This is a genomic window from Fibrobacter sp. UWH1 (genome assembly GCF_002210365.1).
Lineage (GTDB): Bacteria > Fibrobacterota > Fibrobacteria > Fibrobacterales > Fibrobacteraceae > Fibrobacter.
The window spans coordinates 1-18,140 of record NZ_MWQG01000021.1 but is presented as its reverse complement, the minus strand read 5'-3'; the positions used below and the strand labels follow the sequence as shown (position 1 = coordinate 18,140).

The 18,140-nt window shown below is 47.7% G+C and carries 17 protein-coding genes; 9 read left to right on the top strand and 8 right to left on the bottom strand.

Annotation, left to right across the window (positions count from 1 at the left end; translation table 11 throughout):
- Nucleotides 1–16: 16 nt before the first annotated feature.
- The gene (gene sstT, locus B7992_RS10390) at nt 17–1,237 is read left to right on the top strand and encodes a serine/threonine transporter SstT (protein ID WP_073233400.1); all 1,221 of its coding nucleotides are present in this window, start codon (nt 17–19) and stop codon (nt 1,235–1,237) included.
- A gap of 145 nt (nt 1,238–1,382) precedes the next feature.
- Here the strand turns inward: sstT and B7992_RS10385 are convergent, their stop codons facing one another.
- From B7992_RS10385 to B7992_RS10365, 5 genes are all read right to left on the bottom strand, one after another.
- Nucleotides 1,383–2,246, bottom strand: coding sequence for a flavodoxin (locus B7992_RS10385; protein WP_073233398.1), 864 nt, complete (start codon nt 2,244–2,246; stop codon nt 1,383–1,385).
- 86 nt (nt 2,247–2,332) lie between these two features.
- Nucleotides 2,333–2,614: a hypothetical protein gene (locus tag B7992_RS10380; RefSeq protein ID WP_101478655.1), complete on the bottom strand. Its 282-nt coding sequence runs from the start codon at nt 2,612–2,614 to the stop codon at nt 2,333–2,335.
- Nucleotides 2,599–2,970 carry a toxin-antitoxin system YwqK family antitoxin gene (locus tag B7992_RS10375; RefSeq protein WP_088666240.1) on the bottom strand — a complete coding sequence of 124 codons (372 nt, stop codon included), beginning with the start codon at nt 2,968–2,970 and terminating at the stop codon, nt 2,599–2,601. The genes B7992_RS10380 and B7992_RS10375 overlap by 16 nt, the downstream gene beginning before the upstream one ends.
- Before the next feature lie 94 nt (nt 2,971–3,064).
- Nucleotides 3,065–3,727 carry an SDR family NAD(P)-dependent oxidoreductase gene (locus B7992_RS10370; protein WP_073155353.1) on the bottom strand — a complete coding sequence of 221 codons (663 nt, stop codon included), beginning with the start codon at nt 3,725–3,727 and terminating at the stop codon, nt 3,065–3,067.
- On the bottom strand, nt 3,724–4,482 hold the full coding sequence (locus tag B7992_RS10365) for a VUT family protein (RefSeq protein WP_088666239.1): 759 nt from the start codon (nt 4,480–4,482) through the stop codon (nt 3,724–3,726). Before B7992_RS10365 ends, B7992_RS10370 begins: the two co-directional genes overlap by 4 nt.
- A 119-nt stretch (nt 4,483–4,601) precedes the next feature.
- Here B7992_RS10365 and cysS point away from each other — a divergent pair, with 119 nt between their 5' ends.
- Nucleotides 4,602–6,059 (top strand): cysteine--tRNA ligase, encoded by a 1,458-nt coding sequence (cysS, locus tag B7992_RS10360; RefSeq protein ID WP_088666238.1) that lies wholly within the window; start codon nt 4,602–4,604, stop codon nt 6,057–6,059.
- 176 nt (nt 6,060–6,235) lie between these two features.
- On the opposite strand, the gene B7992_RS10355 is transcribed toward cysS, so the two are convergent.
- Genes B7992_RS10355 through B7992_RS10345 form a run of 3 tightly spaced genes read right to left on the bottom strand, consistent with a single transcriptional unit; the run spans nt 6,236 to nt 9,358 of the window.
- Nucleotides 6,236–7,987 carry a diguanylate cyclase gene (locus B7992_RS10355; RefSeq protein WP_073233390.1) on the bottom strand — a complete coding sequence of 584 codons (1,752 nt, stop codon included), beginning with the start codon at nt 7,985–7,987 and terminating at the stop codon, nt 6,236–6,238.
- Between the two features lie 52 nt (nt 7,988–8,039).
- Entirely contained in the window at nt 8,040–8,753 is a 714-nt protein-coding gene (locus tag B7992_RS10350) for an SDR family NAD(P)-dependent oxidoreductase (RefSeq protein ID WP_088666257.1), read from the bottom strand.
- A gap of 14 nt (nt 8,754–8,767) precedes the next feature.
- Entirely contained in the window at nt 8,768–9,358 is a 591-nt protein-coding gene (locus B7992_RS10345; protein ID WP_088666237.1) for a hypothetical protein, read from the bottom strand.
- A gap of 53 nt (nt 9,359–9,411) precedes the next feature.
- Between B7992_RS10345 and B7992_RS10340 the strand changes: the two genes are divergently transcribed.
- From B7992_RS10340 to B7992_RS10310, 7 genes are all read left to right on the top strand, one after another.
- Complete coding sequence (locus B7992_RS10340; protein WP_088666236.1) at nt 9,412–10,296, top strand: hypothetical protein; 885 nt, start codon at nt 9,412–9,414, stop codon at nt 10,294–10,296.
- A 126-nt stretch (nt 10,297–10,422) separates the two neighbouring features.
- Entirely contained in the window at nt 10,423–11,286 is an 864-nt protein-coding gene (locus tag B7992_RS10335) for a TIGR02147 family protein (protein WP_254917680.1), read from the top strand.
- Complete coding sequence (locus B7992_RS10330; protein ID WP_088666235.1) at nt 11,283–12,941, top strand: hypothetical protein; 1,659 nt, start codon at nt 11,283–11,285, stop codon at nt 12,939–12,941. The genes B7992_RS10335 and B7992_RS10330 overlap by 4 nt, the downstream gene beginning before the upstream one ends.
- 61 nt (nt 12,942–13,002) lie before the next feature.
- Entirely contained in the window at nt 13,003–13,416 is a 414-nt protein-coding gene (locus B7992_RS10325; protein ID WP_088666234.1) for a GtrA family protein, read from the top strand.
- 1 nt (nt 13,417) lies between these two features.
- On the top strand, nt 13,418–14,959 hold the full coding sequence (locus tag B7992_RS10320) for an NAD(P)/FAD-dependent oxidoreductase (protein ID WP_088666233.1): 1,542 nt from the start codon (nt 13,418–13,420) through the stop codon (nt 14,957–14,959).
- Nucleotides 14,956–16,719 carry a glycosyltransferase family 39 protein gene (locus B7992_RS10315; protein WP_088666232.1) on the top strand — a complete coding sequence of 588 codons (1,764 nt, stop codon included), beginning with the start codon at nt 14,956–14,958 and terminating at the stop codon, nt 16,717–16,719. Before B7992_RS10320 ends, B7992_RS10315 begins: the two co-directional genes overlap by 4 nt.
- Nucleotides 16,712–17,617 carry a LysR family transcriptional regulator gene (locus B7992_RS10310; RefSeq protein ID WP_217897598.1) on the top strand — a complete coding sequence of 302 codons (906 nt, stop codon included), beginning with the start codon at nt 16,712–16,714 and terminating at the stop codon, nt 17,615–17,617. Before B7992_RS10315 ends, B7992_RS10310 begins: the two co-directional genes overlap by 8 nt.
- Nucleotides 17,618–18,140 lie beyond the last annotated feature (523 nt).

The following is an 18,140-nucleotide window of genomic DNA, read 5'->3' as shown; positions in this document are numbered from 1 at the left end:
TAAAAAAGGAACTCTTATGAAACGTATTGCAAGGAAATGGATTGAGCTTAGCCTCATCATTCGTATTATCATCGGACTAATTCTTGGCGCTGTCCTCGGATTATTCGCTCCGCAGCTCAGCGCCATCGGCATTCTCGGCACCCTATTTGTAGGCGCCCTGAAAGGTGCCGCACCCATCCTGGTGTTCGCCCTGGTGGCAAGTTCCATTGCAGGAGCCGGAGAAGGAATCGGCAGCAGATTCCGCAAGGTGATTCTTCTTTACGTCATCAGTTCCATTGGCGCAGCCGCCTTGGCTGTCGCAGGAAGCGAACTATTCCCAGTCACCATGAAATTGTCCGTCTCTGCTGCAGAAGGTGCCGCCCCTAGCGGCATTGGCGAAGTTCTGACGAACCTGGTAAAGAACTGCGTCCAGAATCCCATCGCAGCCCTGGCCGGTGCAAATTACATCGGAATCCTCTTCTGGTCTATCGTATTCGGCTTGGCTCTTAAGAAACTTCCTGTAGACCATACCGTCACCGTCATCACCGACGCTTCCGCCGCCATATCCCAAGTCATCCGCTGGATTATCCAGATGGCACCTTTCGGCATTCTAGGTTTGGTATTCTCCTCCGTTGCCGAAAACGGAATGAGCATCTTCGCCGACTACGGAAAGCTCTTGGCCTTACTGGTGGGCTGCATGCTGGTAGTCGCCCTTGTCCTGAATCCCATCATCATTTTCATCACACTCCGTAAAAATCCCTACCCCCTGGTATTCCGCTGCCTTCGCGATAGCGGCATTACCGCTTTCTTCACCCGTAGTTCTGCAGCCAACGTTCCGGTGAACATGGCACTTTGCGAACGCCTGGGTCTTGAAAAGGACTTCTACTCTGTTTCCATTCCTCTGGGCTGCACCATCAACATGTGCGGTGCCGCCGTGACTATCGCCGTCATGACTCTGGCCGTAGCAAACACCCTGGGCATCCATGTGGACCTTCCCACCGCCTGCATTCTCTGCGTTATGAGTGCCATTGGCGCTTGCGGAACTTCCGGTATCGCAGGCGGCTCCCTATTCCTCATTCCCATGACCTGCTCTATCCTAGGCATCAGCGGCGACATTTCCATGCAGGCCGTAGCTGTGGGCTTTATCCTGGGCGTGGTACAGGACTCCATGGAAACCGCACTGAACTCCAGCAGTGACGTCATCTTCACCGCCACGGCGGAATATCACCACAGGAAAAAGAACTGCTTGAAGATTTAAGGTCTCGCGCAACGCAAGAAATCAAAAATTGCAAAACCTCCCGATTTTTTTCGGGAGGTTTTTCTTATTCACTTTTTTAGAATAGAAATTAGATAATTCACCATACAGCCTCCAACACAGAGGCCTACCCCCTAGAAACAGATTTCTACTTATCCACACTAATCAATTGTGCGTTTCCACGGCCGGGCAGGGGCTTGAAGATTTTTACCATGGCGGTAAGTTCTTCGCCGAAGGCCTTCATGTTGCAGGTAAACATGTAGTTGGTTCCCGCCATAATCTGGGTGGACACGCTCATGGGAGTAAGCTTCAAATAGCCGTAATCCTTGGTGGCTTCGGCAAACACAGCCAAGTCTTCTTCCGTGGGCTGGCGAGATTCACCATATGCGCCTACGAAATTTTTCTCATCGGTACCAGCGCGGACTGCGGCAATATGCTTTTCAATTTCCTCGGCCACATTCACTTCGGGATTGTTGGCGCGACGATTAGAAATGCCGTAGGAAAGCACCACGTTGGCGTTGGGTTCCAACTGCTTCAATTCCTTGGCACTGGCCAGGCGACCGCCGCTTCCGTAAGTACAGAAGGGCACCACCACCTTTCCGCTCAAGTCGTTAGAATCCAGGAAGGTATACATAGGCGGGGCAAAGAAACCAAACATAATGGGAGCGCCCACATAGAGCGTATCGTACTTGGAAAGATCCTGCTTGGCGTTAGCGAGGGCAGGCCACTTCTTAGATTCGCGTTCTGCACGGACAGCGGCAATGGTGCTGTCGTAAGTGGAGGGATAGGGCGTTACAAGTTGCAGTTCAATGGCATCGGCACCCAGCTGCTTTACAAATTCCTCGGCAACCTTCTTGGTGGTTCCCGTCTGGGAATAATAAATCACAGCGGTTTTCTGCGCCTTTGCGTCAGGTTCCGCAGCAGTTTGATTCTGCGCGATTTTCTGTTCATTGCAAGCGGTCATGCAAGCTGCCACCGCTACGACACCAAATACACTTAAGAACTTTTTCATATAAGGCCTCAACTTTATTTCTAAAATATAAGAAATAAAGGCAGACCTATTTTTATACAAATTAAAAAATGTCTTTTTCAAAAGAGCTATCCTATTAATTTTTTTAAATTTGCCAGAACACGTTCCTCAGTCGGCCCGTCATTAGGCAAGCGCAATCGCAACATAAATTCACGTACCGCTAGACAGAGAATCCATTCCAGCTTATGAGACAAAAGGTCAAACGTTCTATTCAGAAAGTCATCCCTTGATTCACATTCTTCTCCATCAAAATAATTTACCGGTCCATCTTTCACCATCCCCTTCACGAAAAACAAACGCATACTAAGCTGACCATTTTCGTGATAGGAGCACTCTACACCTTCAGGCAAATTTCCATTCTGTTCAACATTCCAAATTCTCGATAAAGACGGTTACTGCGATCATAACAGCGACAACGGCCTTTTTCCCAGTATTCAGAAAACGCAAGAGAGCCGTCCCTTCCAAACACAGGAACAAAGCCATCAATCACACGACCATCCCGAAAAACATGGCGACAAATCCGCAAGCCATTTTCAAAGGTCATGATTCTTGGCCCATCTAGCAAACCTTCCCGATAGGTGGCGGTACTACGCAGTGCACCAGAGGGATAATATTCCTTGCAGGCTCCATCGCGATAGCCGTTTTTCAGAGGGCATTCAAACCATACATTCCCATTTTCGTGGTAACGTCTTTCCATGTTGTCCATTGTAGACCTCCTTATGCCTACAATGTACCTTTCGGAAACGCTCTTTAGGTCGCCTGACAGGCGACATCAAAAAACGGAAAATATTCCGTCTAATCTATTCCGGCCACACGAAGGTGGCGTTCAGATCCTTCTCGCCGTTATCGATGAGAATATCCTGACCAGTGCAGTTCTTGTTCACCACCGTAAGGAAGTACACCCACTGGGCAATATCTTCGGGAGACGCCCAGCGCTTTAGGGGCGTTACATCCATGATCTGTTTCCAGAGTTTTGCATCATCCATGACAGGGCGGTTCAATTCCGTGGTAACGCCACCCGGCGAAATGCTATTGCAGGTGGCGCCATACTTGGCAACCCGCAAAGCCACGTTTTTCATGTAAGAAAGAAGTCCGCCCTTAGAAGCGGAGTATTCCGGAAATTCGGCACCGGAGTGAGCGGAGGCGGATGCCACCAGAAGTACCGACTTGATGCCTGCATGAAAGGCATACTTTTCTACAAAGTTGATGGAACCTTTCAGATTCACTTCGATGTCCCTACCGGAATTCTGGACGCCAGCGTTACTGATTACGATATCCATCGGTTCATCAATTGCGGGAAGCGAATCCTTGTCCGAGACATCGGCGATGTAATGTCTATATAGTTTGCTCTGGATACTTGCGGGCCCAATATCCAATCCAAAAACAGCGCAACCATTTTGCAGAAAAAGTTCCGCAATAGCGCGGCCAATACCGCAACTTGTACCGCTAATCAGGACGTTCATTTTGCAGCCTTCATGTTCAGGTATTCACGGCCCACGTCATGCTTTTCCCAGCTGCAGACCATCTTGTAGCCAATGGGGCTAATCAGAATTTCGCAAAGCAGCTCCATCACGGAACCGGTAATGGAACAGACGACCACCTGGGTCATGGTCCAACCGAAGAACACATGGCTCACCACCATGGCGAAAATGAAGTTGTCTACAAACTGGGCCACCATGGTGGAGATGTAGGAACGGAGTGCAAAATTTTTAAAGCCCGTGGTTTTCGTACTTTTGGCAATCAGGTAGTTCACAATGGAGTTGACGCCCGACGAAGTGAACATGGCAAGAGCAGAACCCAGCACCACATACCAGGAACCGCCAAATGTGGCATTCAGCGCCGCGTTGGCTACGTTCGCCATTTCGGGATTGGAATCCACGTAGCTGTAGAATTCGCCCCACATTCCGGGGGTGCGTGAAAGCAGACTGAACAAGGCGCAAGTGACCAGGTTGATAAACAGCGCCACCATGGAAACCTTCATGGCGGCCTTGGGGCCAAAGCGCTTGCAGATCATGTCCATGCAGAGGAAGGAGAACCAGCTCAGGGTAAAACCGCAATCAAGGGCCAGGTACTCCGTAGAGAACAGCTCCTTGTTGGCGAGCAGGTTCATGCAAACCACAGACAGTACAAAAAATGTAACAGCCAGGGAAGGGATATTTCTCAGGAGAACAACGAGGTCTTTCACCTCGTACTTGATTTTTTCAAATAGTGTACGCATAGTTGTTTTTTAAAGAAGGTTAGACAATGACTTCTGTATCACGAAAAATAGAAAATTTTCTATCTTTGGCGCACCATGGTTCCGCATCCCGCGGCACCCAAACTTAACCGGAGGCTAAAATGGCACTTCAATTCTACAACACCGCATCACGCAAGAAAGAGATTTTCACACTTCCTGAAGGCGTTCCCGCCGTGCGTATGTACTGTTGTGGCCCCACGGTGTACCACTTCGCCCACATCGGCAACCTCCGCACCTACATTTTCGAAGACTTCCTGGTCCGTACCTTGAACTACTACGGTTACAAGGTCAACCACATCGTGAACATCACCGACGTAGGCCACCTCACTAGCGATGGCGACTCCGGAGACGACAAGATGGAAAAGGGCGCCGCCCGCGAAGGCAAGTCCGTTTGGGACATCGCTAAGTTCTACACCGACGCCTTCATGAACGACTGGCATCGTCTGAACATCCAGGAACCTACCCGCTGGACCCCTGCTACTCAGCACATCCAGGAACAGATTGACCTGGTGAAGACTCTGGAAGAAAAGGGCTTTACCTACCGTACTTCCGACGGCATCTACTTCGATAGCCTCAAGTTCCCCCGTTACGCCGACTTCGCCCGCCTGGACGTTGAAAACCTCCGCAAGGGCAGCCGTATCGACATGGGCGAAAAGCGTGCCGCTACCGACTTCGCTCTCTGGAAGTTCAGCCCCACCGACAAGAAGCGCGCCATGGAATGGGATTCCCCCTGGGGCGTAGGCTTCCCGGGCTGGCATGTGGAATGCTCCGCTATGGCCATGAAGTACAACGGCCCCACCTTGGACATTCACTGCGGCGGCACCGACCACATCCGAGTGCACCACACCAACGAAATCGCCCAGAGCGAATGCGCCAACGGCGTAACTTTCAGCCGTTTCTGGATGCACGGTGAATTCCTCCGTACCGCCAGCGAAGAAAAGCTGGAAGACGGCACCACCGCCACTACCTTCGGCAAGATGAGTAAGTCTAGCGGCGAATTCCTTACCGTGGACCTCTTGGTAGACCGCGGCTTCAATCCGCTGGATTACCGCTTCTTCGCAGTGGGCAGCCACTACCGCAACTATCTGAACTTCACCTGGGAAGCTCTGGAAGGCGCTAAGGAAGGCCTCAAGAGTCTCCACAAGAAGACCGACGCCCTCATCGGTAAGGCAACCGAAATCAAGAGCGAAGCCGCCAAGGCATTCCAGGAAGAATTCAAGAACGCTATCGGCGACGACTTGAACATGCCCCGCGCCCTGGGTATCATGAATACCATGCTGAAGTCCGACATCGACGACGGCGAAAAGGCAGCTCTTGTCCTGGATATGGACAAGGTATTCGGCCTGAAGCTGGACGAACCCCGTCAGGACTACAAGAAGAAGCAGGACGAAAACTCCGGCGTTGACGTTGCCAAGGTGGAAGAACTTCTCGCCCTCCGCAAGGAAGCCCGTGCAAACAAGAACTGGGCCGAAAGCGACCGCATCCGCGACGAACTTGCCGCCATGAATATCGTGATCAAGGACAGCAAGGAAGGCACCACCTGGAGCGTCAAGGAATAAGGTTCTCCGCGTCATCCTGAGCGAAGCGCATAAGCGCAAAGTCGAAGGATAAAAAATTAAACCGCCCGGCGTTCATCATAGCTGGGGGTTTTCATTTTATACAAAAAAAATTGCCCTTGGTATGGGCAATTCAAACAAACCATTGTTAATTTTACAACGCCAACGAAGTAAATTCTTTAAAGGGTAACCACCCTATTCTTACCTGAATTCTTGGCCTTGTAAAGGGCTTCGTCCACACGCACACAAATGGCGTCAATGGAATCACCCCATCTCATTTCTGTAGCACCAAGACTGATGGTCTTGCGTCCCACTTCGGGGAACATCACCTGGGCGAATCCAGTACGAACCGTTTCCGCAAACTCAACCGCTTCCTTAATACCCATATCAGGAAGCATGATCATAAATTCCTCACCGCCCCAACGGCCGGCATCTGCATCGGGAGCCTTTTCGTAGGTAGCAATCTGGATCTGCTTAGAAAGGCCCTGAATCACAATGTCACCAATCTTGTGGCCATAGGTATCGTTCACCGACTTGAAGTTGTCGATATCGATCATCACCAGCGACATAGGAGCATCGGGATTTTCTGCATGGCGTTCTGCAATGCGGCGCTGGATTTCACCACGATTGTACAAACCGGTCAAGGCATCCGTAATGGAGTTCTTGGTCATCATGTTGTACATTTCCACCAGTTCGGCAGAAGACACGTTGGTAAAGTTCGCCAAGCGGGTAATCACAGAAACCCTGCCCGCCCGTGAATCGTCATTCACCACGGCAGTCTTCATCTTGGACGTATTCGCTTCGCCTTCGCGCATACCTACCACCACAATGGACAGGTTATGCAGCTTTACAAAATTTCTTGTGCGCAGGAACTGTGCCGTCGCATAAAAACCAGAAGCCGGAGCAATGGTATCGAAGGGAACAGTTTCGTTGTTCACATCTGTTTCACCCCAGAACATTCGGCGGCCCATGCCTGAATACATGTAGATGGCATCCGGGCAGAACTTTGACAGTTTCGTCGTACCCAGGCGCACGCTATCCATAATGGATTGAGGATCGCCATAGGCAAGCTTCGTAATGATCCCGACACCCATGTCCGATGCCAAAAGCAGGGCCCCATTTTCAGAACAGGCCATAGGGCAACGCAACAGGTTCTCACCATCCTCGTTATAGAACAGGGGAAATTCCAGAGTGTTCTGGAAGAAGTAATAGTCGTTCTGGATATTCAGATATTTGGAGAAAGCTTCAAAGGCAGGCTTGCCATCCAGCTCATGAAGAACGTTCCCCTGAGCCTTAGTCACCGTAAACGGTCTACCCAGGGGTTTCCATCCAGAAACCTTGACCGTCTCCACATGGAAATTTTCACCGCCATACAGAACGCAGACGACGGACTCGTTAGAGAAGTCACAGACGTTGGAAAATACATAAGCCGGAGTTTCTTCACAAGTTTGACCTGCCAGCCCGCCAAAAACCTGGACTTCGGGCCGCATGGTACTCAAGCCATTGCAAAAACCGGTAAAGGAAAATCCGGGAGTAGCCGCAAGCATTTCTACAGCCGACACCCAAGGGCGCTTTCCAACTTCTCGGGCCAGATCTTCCGCAATAGGTTCGGCAGACTCCTCCTTCAGCACATACTGAAGAACCTCGATCCGAGTAGCGGGATCTTCAAACACAGAGCAAGTTACAGTCACAGACTCGCCCGAGAACGCGCCATCCACAATATTGCCATTACCCGAACAACCCACACAAAGGGCATCAGGGAAAAACTTGACAATGGCGCTGCAGACAATCTTCAACTGTCTAAAACCAGGCTGTTCCGAGTATATATGAAACAACAACTTCAGCTGCCTGTTTCCGCGGAAACGGGCTATATTCTGAAGTACATCACCCAGGTGTTCCGGGTTAACGTATGCAAACTGAAGCTGTTTCATCCAATATCAATATAGTTTTACTCTTGAAAAGATAACAAAAGTATTTTACAAACTACTGTTCTAATCTCCAACCGCAGTCGTTATGATATACCATTTGGCGGGTCATCCCCCCGTCGATACAGATATTCTCACCTGTAATAAACCCAGCCTTATCGGAGGCCAGGAAAAGCACCATGTTTGAAATGTCCAGCGGGTTGCCCACACGACCTGCAGGCTGTTGCGTAGCGTCGGGACCTTCGTAAACAGTAAAGTCCGTATCGATCCAGCCCGGAGAAATGGAATTCACTCTCACACCTCGCCCGACGAGGCTCACTGCCAGCGCGTGGGTCAATGCAGCAATTCCGCCCTTGGCCGCCGTATAGCTTTCTGTTTGCGGCTGGCTCATGCGATCGCGGGATGAAGAAATGTTGATGATGGAAGCGCCCGGCGCAAAGTGGGGAGCAAAAAGTTTCGCCAGATAAAATGGTGCGGTCACACCCACAGCCAAGGCGTAGCTGAATTCCTCATAGGAACATTCATCGATGCCTTTCATCAAAGGCAGGGCGTTGTTCACCAGAATATCGACGTGACCATACTTTTCAATGACAAAGGCCGCAAACTTTTCCAGCACATCCTTCTTGGAAAGGTCTCCTACAAAGGAATCATTTTCGCGAATGTCGATGAGGGCCACCTTGGCTCCTTCCTTTTCAAATTCGCTAACGATGGTCTTTCCGATGCCGTGGGCACCGCCTGTCACAACAACAACTTTATCCTTAAAACCGTTCATCATATTTCCTTGTTTTATTCAGCTAAACGGTATGTATCAGGCGAAAAAATCTGAATCAAGATATCACCCTGATAAACCGTATAATATTCCTGCCTGACAAAAGCGGCGTTATATTTTTTTGAACCCACCATAAATGAGGAACCGCTACTAAACAGCAAGTGGTAAGAGGTTCCGCTTTTTGATCCATGAGACTTATACTTATCGACGACGAATTCCTTATGGAGTTTAGGCTCCGCCTTTAACCTTGTGGGAAAATCCAGGTTAGGGCCAATCGAGGCAAAAAAGCCTATAACAGGAAACACAATGAGCGCACAACCCAGATTCCATTTTTTGTGATTTTCTTCAAACCTTGGAAACTTGTATTTGAGGGCGATGTAAATGCAAATGGCTATTCCAAAAGTGACGGCAAGTACAGCGGATGCGTCCTGGATGATCTCATAATTTTTGTACTGAACAAGCAACTTCAAAAAGTCATTATTGATTACATACCCAAGTTCTGGCAAGGAATGAATTTTCAAAGTCGTAACAAGACAGATCACGCAACAGACAGCAATCACCGCAACGTAGGCAACAACAAAATGATCTTTTAAAATGCGCTTTTTCATACCTTGATAAATATAAATTTCAAATATTCTATTTTGTGCATTAAGGATTTCAAATGAAAGTTTTTTACCACCTTCCCGGGCTATTCGAATTCTACGATCTGTACAAGGCGTTTCTGCCGCTGTTCCGTAAGCATCGGGAATGGTTTTACGACTGGTGTGAAATCGGATCCATTTATGGGGCTCCCGCCGACTGCATCTGGGGCGGAGGCCGCGTTGGCTTTGGCGACGAGCCTGCGGAACGGGTGGCGAAACTTTTAAAGGAATATGGGATTTCTGCAAGGCTTACTTTCAGCAATTCCTTACTGCGAGAAGAACATCTTTCGGATAGGCGCTGCAACGAACTGTGCAGGATGTTTGAGAATAACAGCAACGGCATCATCGTTCATTCCGACTTACTATTGAATTATTTAAAGTCAAAATATCCGGGATTCTATTTCGTCTCTTCCACAACAAAGGTCATTACGGATTTTTCGTTATTCCAGCAAGAACTGAATCGCAACGAATTTCGTTATGTGGTCCCAGATTTTAGACTAAACAAGGAATTGGATAAGTTCGCCACGCTCACCGTCGCCCAAAAGCAAAAAGTGGAATTTCTGTGCAATGAATGTTGCTGGTTCGGTTGCCAAGACCGCAAAATTTGTTACGAGAACGTGAGCCGTAAAAACTTGGGCGAAGATTGCAAGGATCACATCTGCAAATCGCCAGGCGCAAAGAAGGGCTACCGTTTTTCCGACGCCATGAAAAATCCAGGCTTCATCGGCATTGACGACATTCAAAACATTTATGCGCCTGCAGGTTTTTCGCAGTTCAAAATTGAAGGTCGCAGCCTCGGCAGCGCCCTCATCCTGGAATTTTTGCTTTACTACATGATCAAGCCAGAATACCAGCTGAACGTCCGCGAAGAAATTTACCTGGACAGCACGCTGGATTTATTCTAGCATAGCAGCAAAAATTCAGCCGCAAGTCGCTATACTATACACTTTATAATACAAACCAGCAAAAAAACAAAATTTTCATGTAGTAATCTTCTCCACGACCATTCCGTGGAGGTTTATATTTTAGATGTGATAAAATCTGTATTTGAATACGACGACTACCGTTCTTTCATGAGCGATTATTACCAGTGGAAAAAAAGGACTTCCGCTTTTTCCTGGCGTGAATTTGCAAAAGTCAGCGGTTTTTCATCACCAAATTATCTGAAAGTCGTTTGCGATGGTAAAAGCGGACTTTCCAACCCAGGGACAAAACGCGTTGCAAAGGCAATGGGGCTTGTCGGGGCAGAATACGATTACTTTCAACAACTGGTCAGATTTGGCCAAGCCAAGAAAGATGCAGAAAAAGATGACGCCTATGCTGAAATGATCAACATTGTAAGTTCTCACCAAGTCCGTGTACTGAAAGGCGAGTCCATTTCGTTTTATGAGTCCTGGAAATATCCGGTGCTTCGTGAGTTGGCGCCCATGATGCCCGGGGCAAAACCTTCGGATTTATCCAAGGCTTGCAGAGGTGCGTTCTCTGCAGAAGAAGTCCGCAACGCACTGGCATTTCTGACCCGCGCAAGATTTCTTAGGAAAACAGCAAGCGATGTCTATGAGCAAGAGGATCGTTCGCTTCAGGCCTCTGTGGCGGCCATGCCCACGCAGGTTCGCGCCATGCACAAGGAAATGGCAAACTTTGCGAAAGACGCCATTGAAAAATATCCCGTAAGCGAAAGAAATTTTTCTGGAGCCACCATCGGAATCGATGAAGAAGATTACGCCAAGATCGTAGAGGAACTTGACGCCTGTCGAAAAAGGATTATTTCCATAGCGACAGCAAAGAAGGGTGGCAATCGAGTCTATCGAGTGAATCTGCAGTTGTTCCCTCTAACCGAAAAAATTTTAAAAGGCGAATCTGGTTCCGCAAATAAAGGATGTAAAAAAAGATGAAATTCGATAAAGTTGCCTTATTCTGTTTGCTGATTTTATTCTTGTTTGCATGTTCCGAATCAGACAAGGTTGCTGGCGGTTCTATTGAGGACCAGAATGCCGTTTCTGAGGAACGGCTTAACGAATGGTATAGCTATGGAACAAGTCTGCAAGAATCAGCCTATGCTAGAATTGATGGTGGAAAACTAGCATTAGCAGAAGATGGCTCTGGTGCGCGAGCTGAATGTACCGCAGATAGCACAAGTCTAGCAATGACATTCCTAATTCAGGAAGGGTTTGTCGTATCCACGCTTAATGGCGGCCACATGGGAGTAAAGTGCGATTCCGCCTACAATGTCTTCAAGAGTGAATGTGAAAGCCAAGCCGGCAATGAATTCTTTACTTTAAGTAATGGCTGCAAGAATGGATCTTTCGATGGCGCTTGTCGACTTTCCAATGTACATGCAGATTCAATAAATATCCTGTTCACTCGTTTTGAAAATGCAACCGTTAATCGATGCGCAGAATTATCTAAAAAAGCTCAATCTTCAACGGGACGATTTGAATCTTTGTCGTCGTATCAGGAGCCGACTTCTTCATCGTCTAGTAGTATTGATTCTCCGATAATTACGCCTACCGATACTTCAGTTGCGGTAAACTATCACCAGACCCTTGAGCGCTATGTCTTGCAATATGTTTCCAGTGTTGATGAACTTACTTTTGACAACCATGTGATTGCCTATAACGGTTCTGCATCTATGGAATGTATAGATTTCATGAACAGTTCCTTTGATTTAACAGACAAACCTATCTTGAAGGAAATAGCCCAAACAGATATGGCAAAGTGCTTTCCAATGACGTCGAAATTAATGAGGGATGTTGCTTACGAAAGCAGGGAAAAATGCAAGTATTACGCGACTTTCGTAAATGATGGCGCACAACCTACGGGCCATGTATTAAGTAGCGTTGCAGACAACGAGATAGAATTTACTAGCATTAGCCCGGGTGGATCGTGCATGAAGAGCATGAACTATTTTCCCGTTTATTTCTTGTTTGAAGATTGCGATGGCGAAATCACTTCAATGAAACCCACAAGAAAAAATCAGATATTCAAGAGCGAAATCTGGAAATGTGAGGAAGGCAGTTATTCTCCTTCCGCAAAAGCAGCTTCCTATGGGGAATGGTTTAATGAAAGACTGATTCCTGAAGGATTTAAAATAGACACATCTGCTATTGTCGAAATGAACAGGGGTACAAATTCTACATATCGTGTTTTTAAAACGCCCAAAGAAACGGTATATGAAAAACTGGACCAAAATCAAAAAGGTTGTGTCGTAAACGTCTATCGAGAAGAGTCCTCCCTGCAACAGGTCAAGACCTTTGAAAATGGCGATAGCTATTTAACAGTAAGTTTAAGGAGCTTTGTCGAGGGACAAACTCAACCCGTTTATTCGATTAGTGGAGTTTATGGCGGCAATAAGGGAAAATGTGCAGAAGATCGTGAAGCGTTCCTTAACTTTTGCAAACAGGCCGAAGGCTTTATAGAACATAGCGTTGCGTACATTGGTCTCGGTTGCGAGGAAGATGCAGTTCTTGAGATGCATTGTGCGGCAAATGTTCCTGAGACTTCTGTAGATTATTTTGTACCAAAGCTTAAAGAAAATTGCAAATCCTGACGCTTTTGCCTACGGAGAATGGTTCAAGTCTTCTCTGCTGTAAAAACTAAACGATAACATTATGGTTGAAATAAAAGGAGTGCTAGCGCAACTAGCACGTTACTTACTAGTGGGTGGATTTGCCTTTCTAGTGGATTTTGGGCTATTCGCTTTTTGCCTGTATGTTCTAGGATGGCATTATCTGCTTGCGAATTTCATCGGGTTGGTTGCGGGTTTAGTACTCAACTATACCCTTAGCGTCAGGTGGGTTTTCTCAGATTGCAAACGCAGACTTGAAATGCGTAAGTCTGCAGAGTTTGCCGTATTCGCCGTGATTGGTTTTGCAGGTGTTGCGTTTAACGAACTGTTGATGGTTTTCCTGGTGGACTCGCTCCATGGGCAGGAAATGATTTCCAAGATGATTGCCGCGGCAGTTGTTTTGATGTGGAACTTTGGAGCGAGAAAGCTGACCTTGTTCCGAGAAAAAAAGGATTGACATGACCACTGAAAATGAATCCCAAAAAATTGCTATCATCGCAGGTGCCGGGCCAGCAGGCTTGACGGCCGCATTGGAATTACTTCGCACCACAAATGTAAAGCCTGTAATCTTCGAAGCAGAAAATGCAATTGGCGGAATCTCCCGGACGGCTTGCTACAAAGGCAACAGGATGGATATTGGAGGCCATCGATTCTTCAGCAAGAGCGATGCTGTTATGGACTGGTGGCTGAACATTCTTCCCCTGGAATCCAAGGACGGGCCCCATCCAGAAAAAGATGATTTGGTCATGCTTTGCCGTAGCCGGCTAAGTCGCATCTTGTTCCTGCGGAAACTCTTCGACTACCCCGTAACCTTGAACGGAAATACCATTCGCGGACTTGGATTTTGGCGAATGATGAAAATTGGCCTGAGCTATCTTAAGGTGCAGTTGCTTCCTGCCCGTTCCGAAAAGAGTCTTGAAGATTTTATGATCAACCGTTTCGGCGTTGAACTTTACAGAACCTTTTTCAGGGACTACACCGAAAAGCTCTGGGGTGTTCCCTGCAATAAAATCAGCCCAGAATGGGGCGGCCAGCGCATTAAAGGGCTTTCCATTACAAAGACTGTGGTTCATGCGGTAAAGCAAATTTTCAAAAATAATAGACACGCCATTGATAGGGATAGCGCCGATGAATTCCGTCAGAAAAATACCGAAACAAGTTTAATCGGCCAGTTCCTATATCCAAAACTTGGGCCTGGCCAGCTTTGGGAAACCGTCGCCCAGAAAATCCTTGACATGGGCGGTGAAATTGTGATGAACGCAAAGGTCATTGGCGTAAGTCGGGTCGAGAACCGCGTGGTGAGTGTCGCCGTTGACAACGGTCAAGGCGTCAAGACAATTCCATGCGACTATTTCCTAAGCTCCATGCCCGTGAAGGAACTGGTGACCGCCATGGATCAGCCCAAGACTTCTGTTCCCGCCGAAGTAAAGCGGGTTGCGGAAGGACTCGTCTATCGCGATTTTATGACAGTGGGCTTGCTGCTGGATAAACTTGAAATAGGAAACGTAAAAGACAACTGGATTTATGTTCAGGAAAGCGATGTAAAGCTGGGTCGCATTCAGGTGTTCAACAACTGGAGTCCATATCTGGTTAGCGATCCATCCAAGGTCTGGATTGGCCTGGAATACTTCGTTAACGAAGGCGACGAAATGTGGACTATGTCCGATGCCGATTTCATCCAATTTGCCATTGCAGAACTGGACAGGATTCATGTGGCAAAGCCGGAGTCTGTTCGCGATTCCGTTGTATTCCGCGTCAAGAAGGCTTATCCGGCCTACTTCGGAACCTATGGCGAATTCCATAAGATTCGCGAATATCTGGACAACATCGAAAACCTGTTCCTGATGGGCCGTAACGGCATGCACAAATACAACAACATGGATCACAGTATGCTTACCGCCATGGAAACCGTAAAGTGTATTCGCGAAGGCTCCGTTGACAAATCGGATCTTTGGAATGTCAATACTGAAGAAGAATACCACGAAGGCAAAAAGAAATGAAAAAAGTGCTTAAGAAAATTCTTGGAAATTTTGAATTTCGTTGCATCGTCGGCGTTCTTGCGTGTTTCGCATTTTTGCAATACGGGCAAATCCGTGTGGAGAATGTGATTCTTCACCAAGGTGAAACCGCTGAAAAAACTTCGCTGCCGATTTCCAGAAAAATGATGCAGGGCGAAATTTTTCGCGTTAGCTTTATCATCTCAAATCCGCTGAATCTTCGCTATGACCTGAACATCATCCCCGATGATTGCGCAGAATCGCTAACGATTAATGGCGCAGACATTCCCCTGTCGGATTATTCTGGCAGATGCAATTACAGCAAGGGATTTGTACTGGCAGATTCTGTTACCGCGCCCCACCGCGTTGGCCCTAGAACGACTTATGAACTTACCCTGAAAAATGGCGGCGGACCCGGAGGAATCAATGTTTTTCCTAAGGGGACAGGCTTTACGGACGCCCTGGAAATCGTGATTGCAATCCTTGTGGGATTAGCTCTTGCATCCTTATGCAAACGCCGCAAGTGGCATTCATTTTTACTGTTCTGTATCGTGTTCGGAGTATTCCTGCGATTTGCCATGTTCAGCGCCCTGCCCTACACTCAATTTGCAAATGATGTAGAAGGTCATTTGGCGTACATTCAGTATATTGCGGATAACCTTGCGATTCCTGCAGCGGACGAATGTTGGACCTGTTACCATCCACCAGTTTATTACACGGTGGCAGCACCGTCGCTTGTCGTGAGTGGCCTGCTAGGATTTGCATCAAGTGCTGGCGTTCAGCTATTTAGTTTGGCGCTTTCAATTCTCGTATTGATTTGTGGTCTTACCCTATTAAAAAAACTTGTGGATGGCAAAAGCCTGATTGTTGCCGCAGCCCTTTGGACGGTGTGGCCAACCTTGCTTTTAGTCGCTCCAAGAATCGGGAACGACCAGATGTTCATTGCACTGCATGTTCTTTGTCTGCTTTCGGGCTTCAATTACATTAGGTATAGGAAAGGTTCGTCCCTTGTTTTCGCCGTGGTTTGTGCGGCTCTTGCAATCTGGACAAAATCCACAGGCTTTATCTCTTTGGCACTTGTAATACTGATGGCTGTTGCAGGCTATCTCAAAAATCGATTGCCCGAAAAGTTTGCTCCATCCAAGACTGAAATTATAAGCTGGGTTTTGCTGTTGCTTGTTTTTGTAGGTTTGGCCTTCGAAAAAACAATGGGCGAAGGAGGCTTAGTTTCCAACGCAAACAGTCTGCACTCGGGTTTGAAAGTCGGGAACGAAGCCGGAAACTATCTTTATTTCGATCTGAAGTCTTTCCTAACGGAACCTTATACCAGCGCATGGGCCAACGGTCTGGGCAGAGAATACTTTCTCAATTATGCCTTCAAATCTTCCCTGTTTGGCGAATTCAAACTTGTAGAAACCGCATTGGGTAAGACCTTGGCATCCTTCATTAGCGTGTCATTCCTAGGCTTGAGCGTATTTGCGATTCGCGGCTGGTGGAATACAAAACTAGATGTTTACCATTGGATTCTTTTTATTCAGGGAATCCTGTTCTTTGCAGCATTGAGTTTCCTGCGTTACAAATATCCCTACGCCTGCAGCAACGATTTCCGCTACATCATGCCTGCGTTGTTGAGCTTTGTTCCCTATGTTGGATTGGGCATATACCAAAAAGAATTTTCCCTCAAGTGGAAAATTCTTGGTATCGCAACAGTACTTGTTTTTGTGGTATGTTCTGTGCTGCTGATGGGTTGTGTATTTGGATAGTAAAATTATATTTCACTCCATGGAACTTCGAACCCTCAAATACTTCTTAGCCGTCGCCCAGGAAGAAAGCATTTCCAAGGCGGCAAGCGATGTGCTGTTCGTAACCCAGCCTACCCTTTCCCGCCAAATGCAGGAACTGGAAGAAGAGCTGGGCGTAAGGCTATTTGAGCGTTCCAACAAGAAGACCATCCTTACCGAAGACGGCATTCACTTCCGCAAGAGAGCCGAAGAAATCGTAGCCCTTGCAGAACGCACCGCCAACGAATTTAAGGACGCAAGCCAGCAGGAACTTACCGGCGACATTTTCGTAGGCGGTGGCGAAACCGACGGCATGCGAGTCATCGCCAAAGTCTTCAAGAAATTTAACGAAAAACATCCTCAAGTCCGCCTGAATCTTTTCAGCGGAAACGCCGCAGATGTTACCGAAAAACTGGACCAGGGCTTACTGGATTTCGGCATTCTCATCGAGCCTGTAAATAAACAGAAGTACGATTACTTGGCCCTGCAAAGCAAGGACACCTGGGGGCTCCTCGTTCGCAGAGATTCGGAACTTGCAGAACGCAAATTTATAAAGCCCGCAGACCTAACAAAAATTCCGCTGATTGTTTCTAGGCAATCCTTCAGGAGCAACGAATTTTCCGGCTGGCTGGGTCGCATTCCCCTGAATGTTATCGCCACTTACAACTTGCTCTTTAACGCATCCCTCATGGTAAAGGAAGGCGTGGGCTACGCCCTGTGCTTGGACAAAATCATCAACACTTCAGAAGATAGCGAGTTGAAGTTTATTCCCCTGCGTCCCTCCCGAGAAGTGGGCCTGGTGGCCGTCTATAAAAAGAACGCCGCCTTCAGTAAGCCGGCAGCGCTCTTCCTGGAAATGCTGAAGCAGCAACTGGAATAAACAACAATAGAATCACCAGTTTTCAAAACTAAAAACTTGTTTTCGGGCGTTCCCCCGGCTTCCGGGACACGCGCAACAGAACCGCCGCCGGGGTCGGGCTGTATTCGCTTCGCTCACCGAGCCGCGCTACGCGAGTCTCGGCCCCATAAAGACCGTTCGGCTTTCGCCTCACTTTCGCCAACACAACTTGTTAATACAAGTTGCTTTTGGCTCACGGGGTAACCATCCCTAACGCGAACGCAGGATGCAAGATGTTCTATATGTCTCAGGGTGAGGCGTATGGGAAACTAGGCAATTCTGATTAATAAAATTTATTTTCAGGGGAACGATGTTTTAGAAAAACTAAATTTATGGGGAATATATTCGGAGTTTTTTATGAAAACGATTAAGAAAATTGGTTTGGTGAGCGCAGTCGCTTTTGCGCTGTTCGCCTTTAACGCCTGCGGCGACGACTCCAACTCCACCAGCGCATCTGGTGAAAACGGTTCCTCTCACATGTCATCCTCGACCCCGATCGAGGATC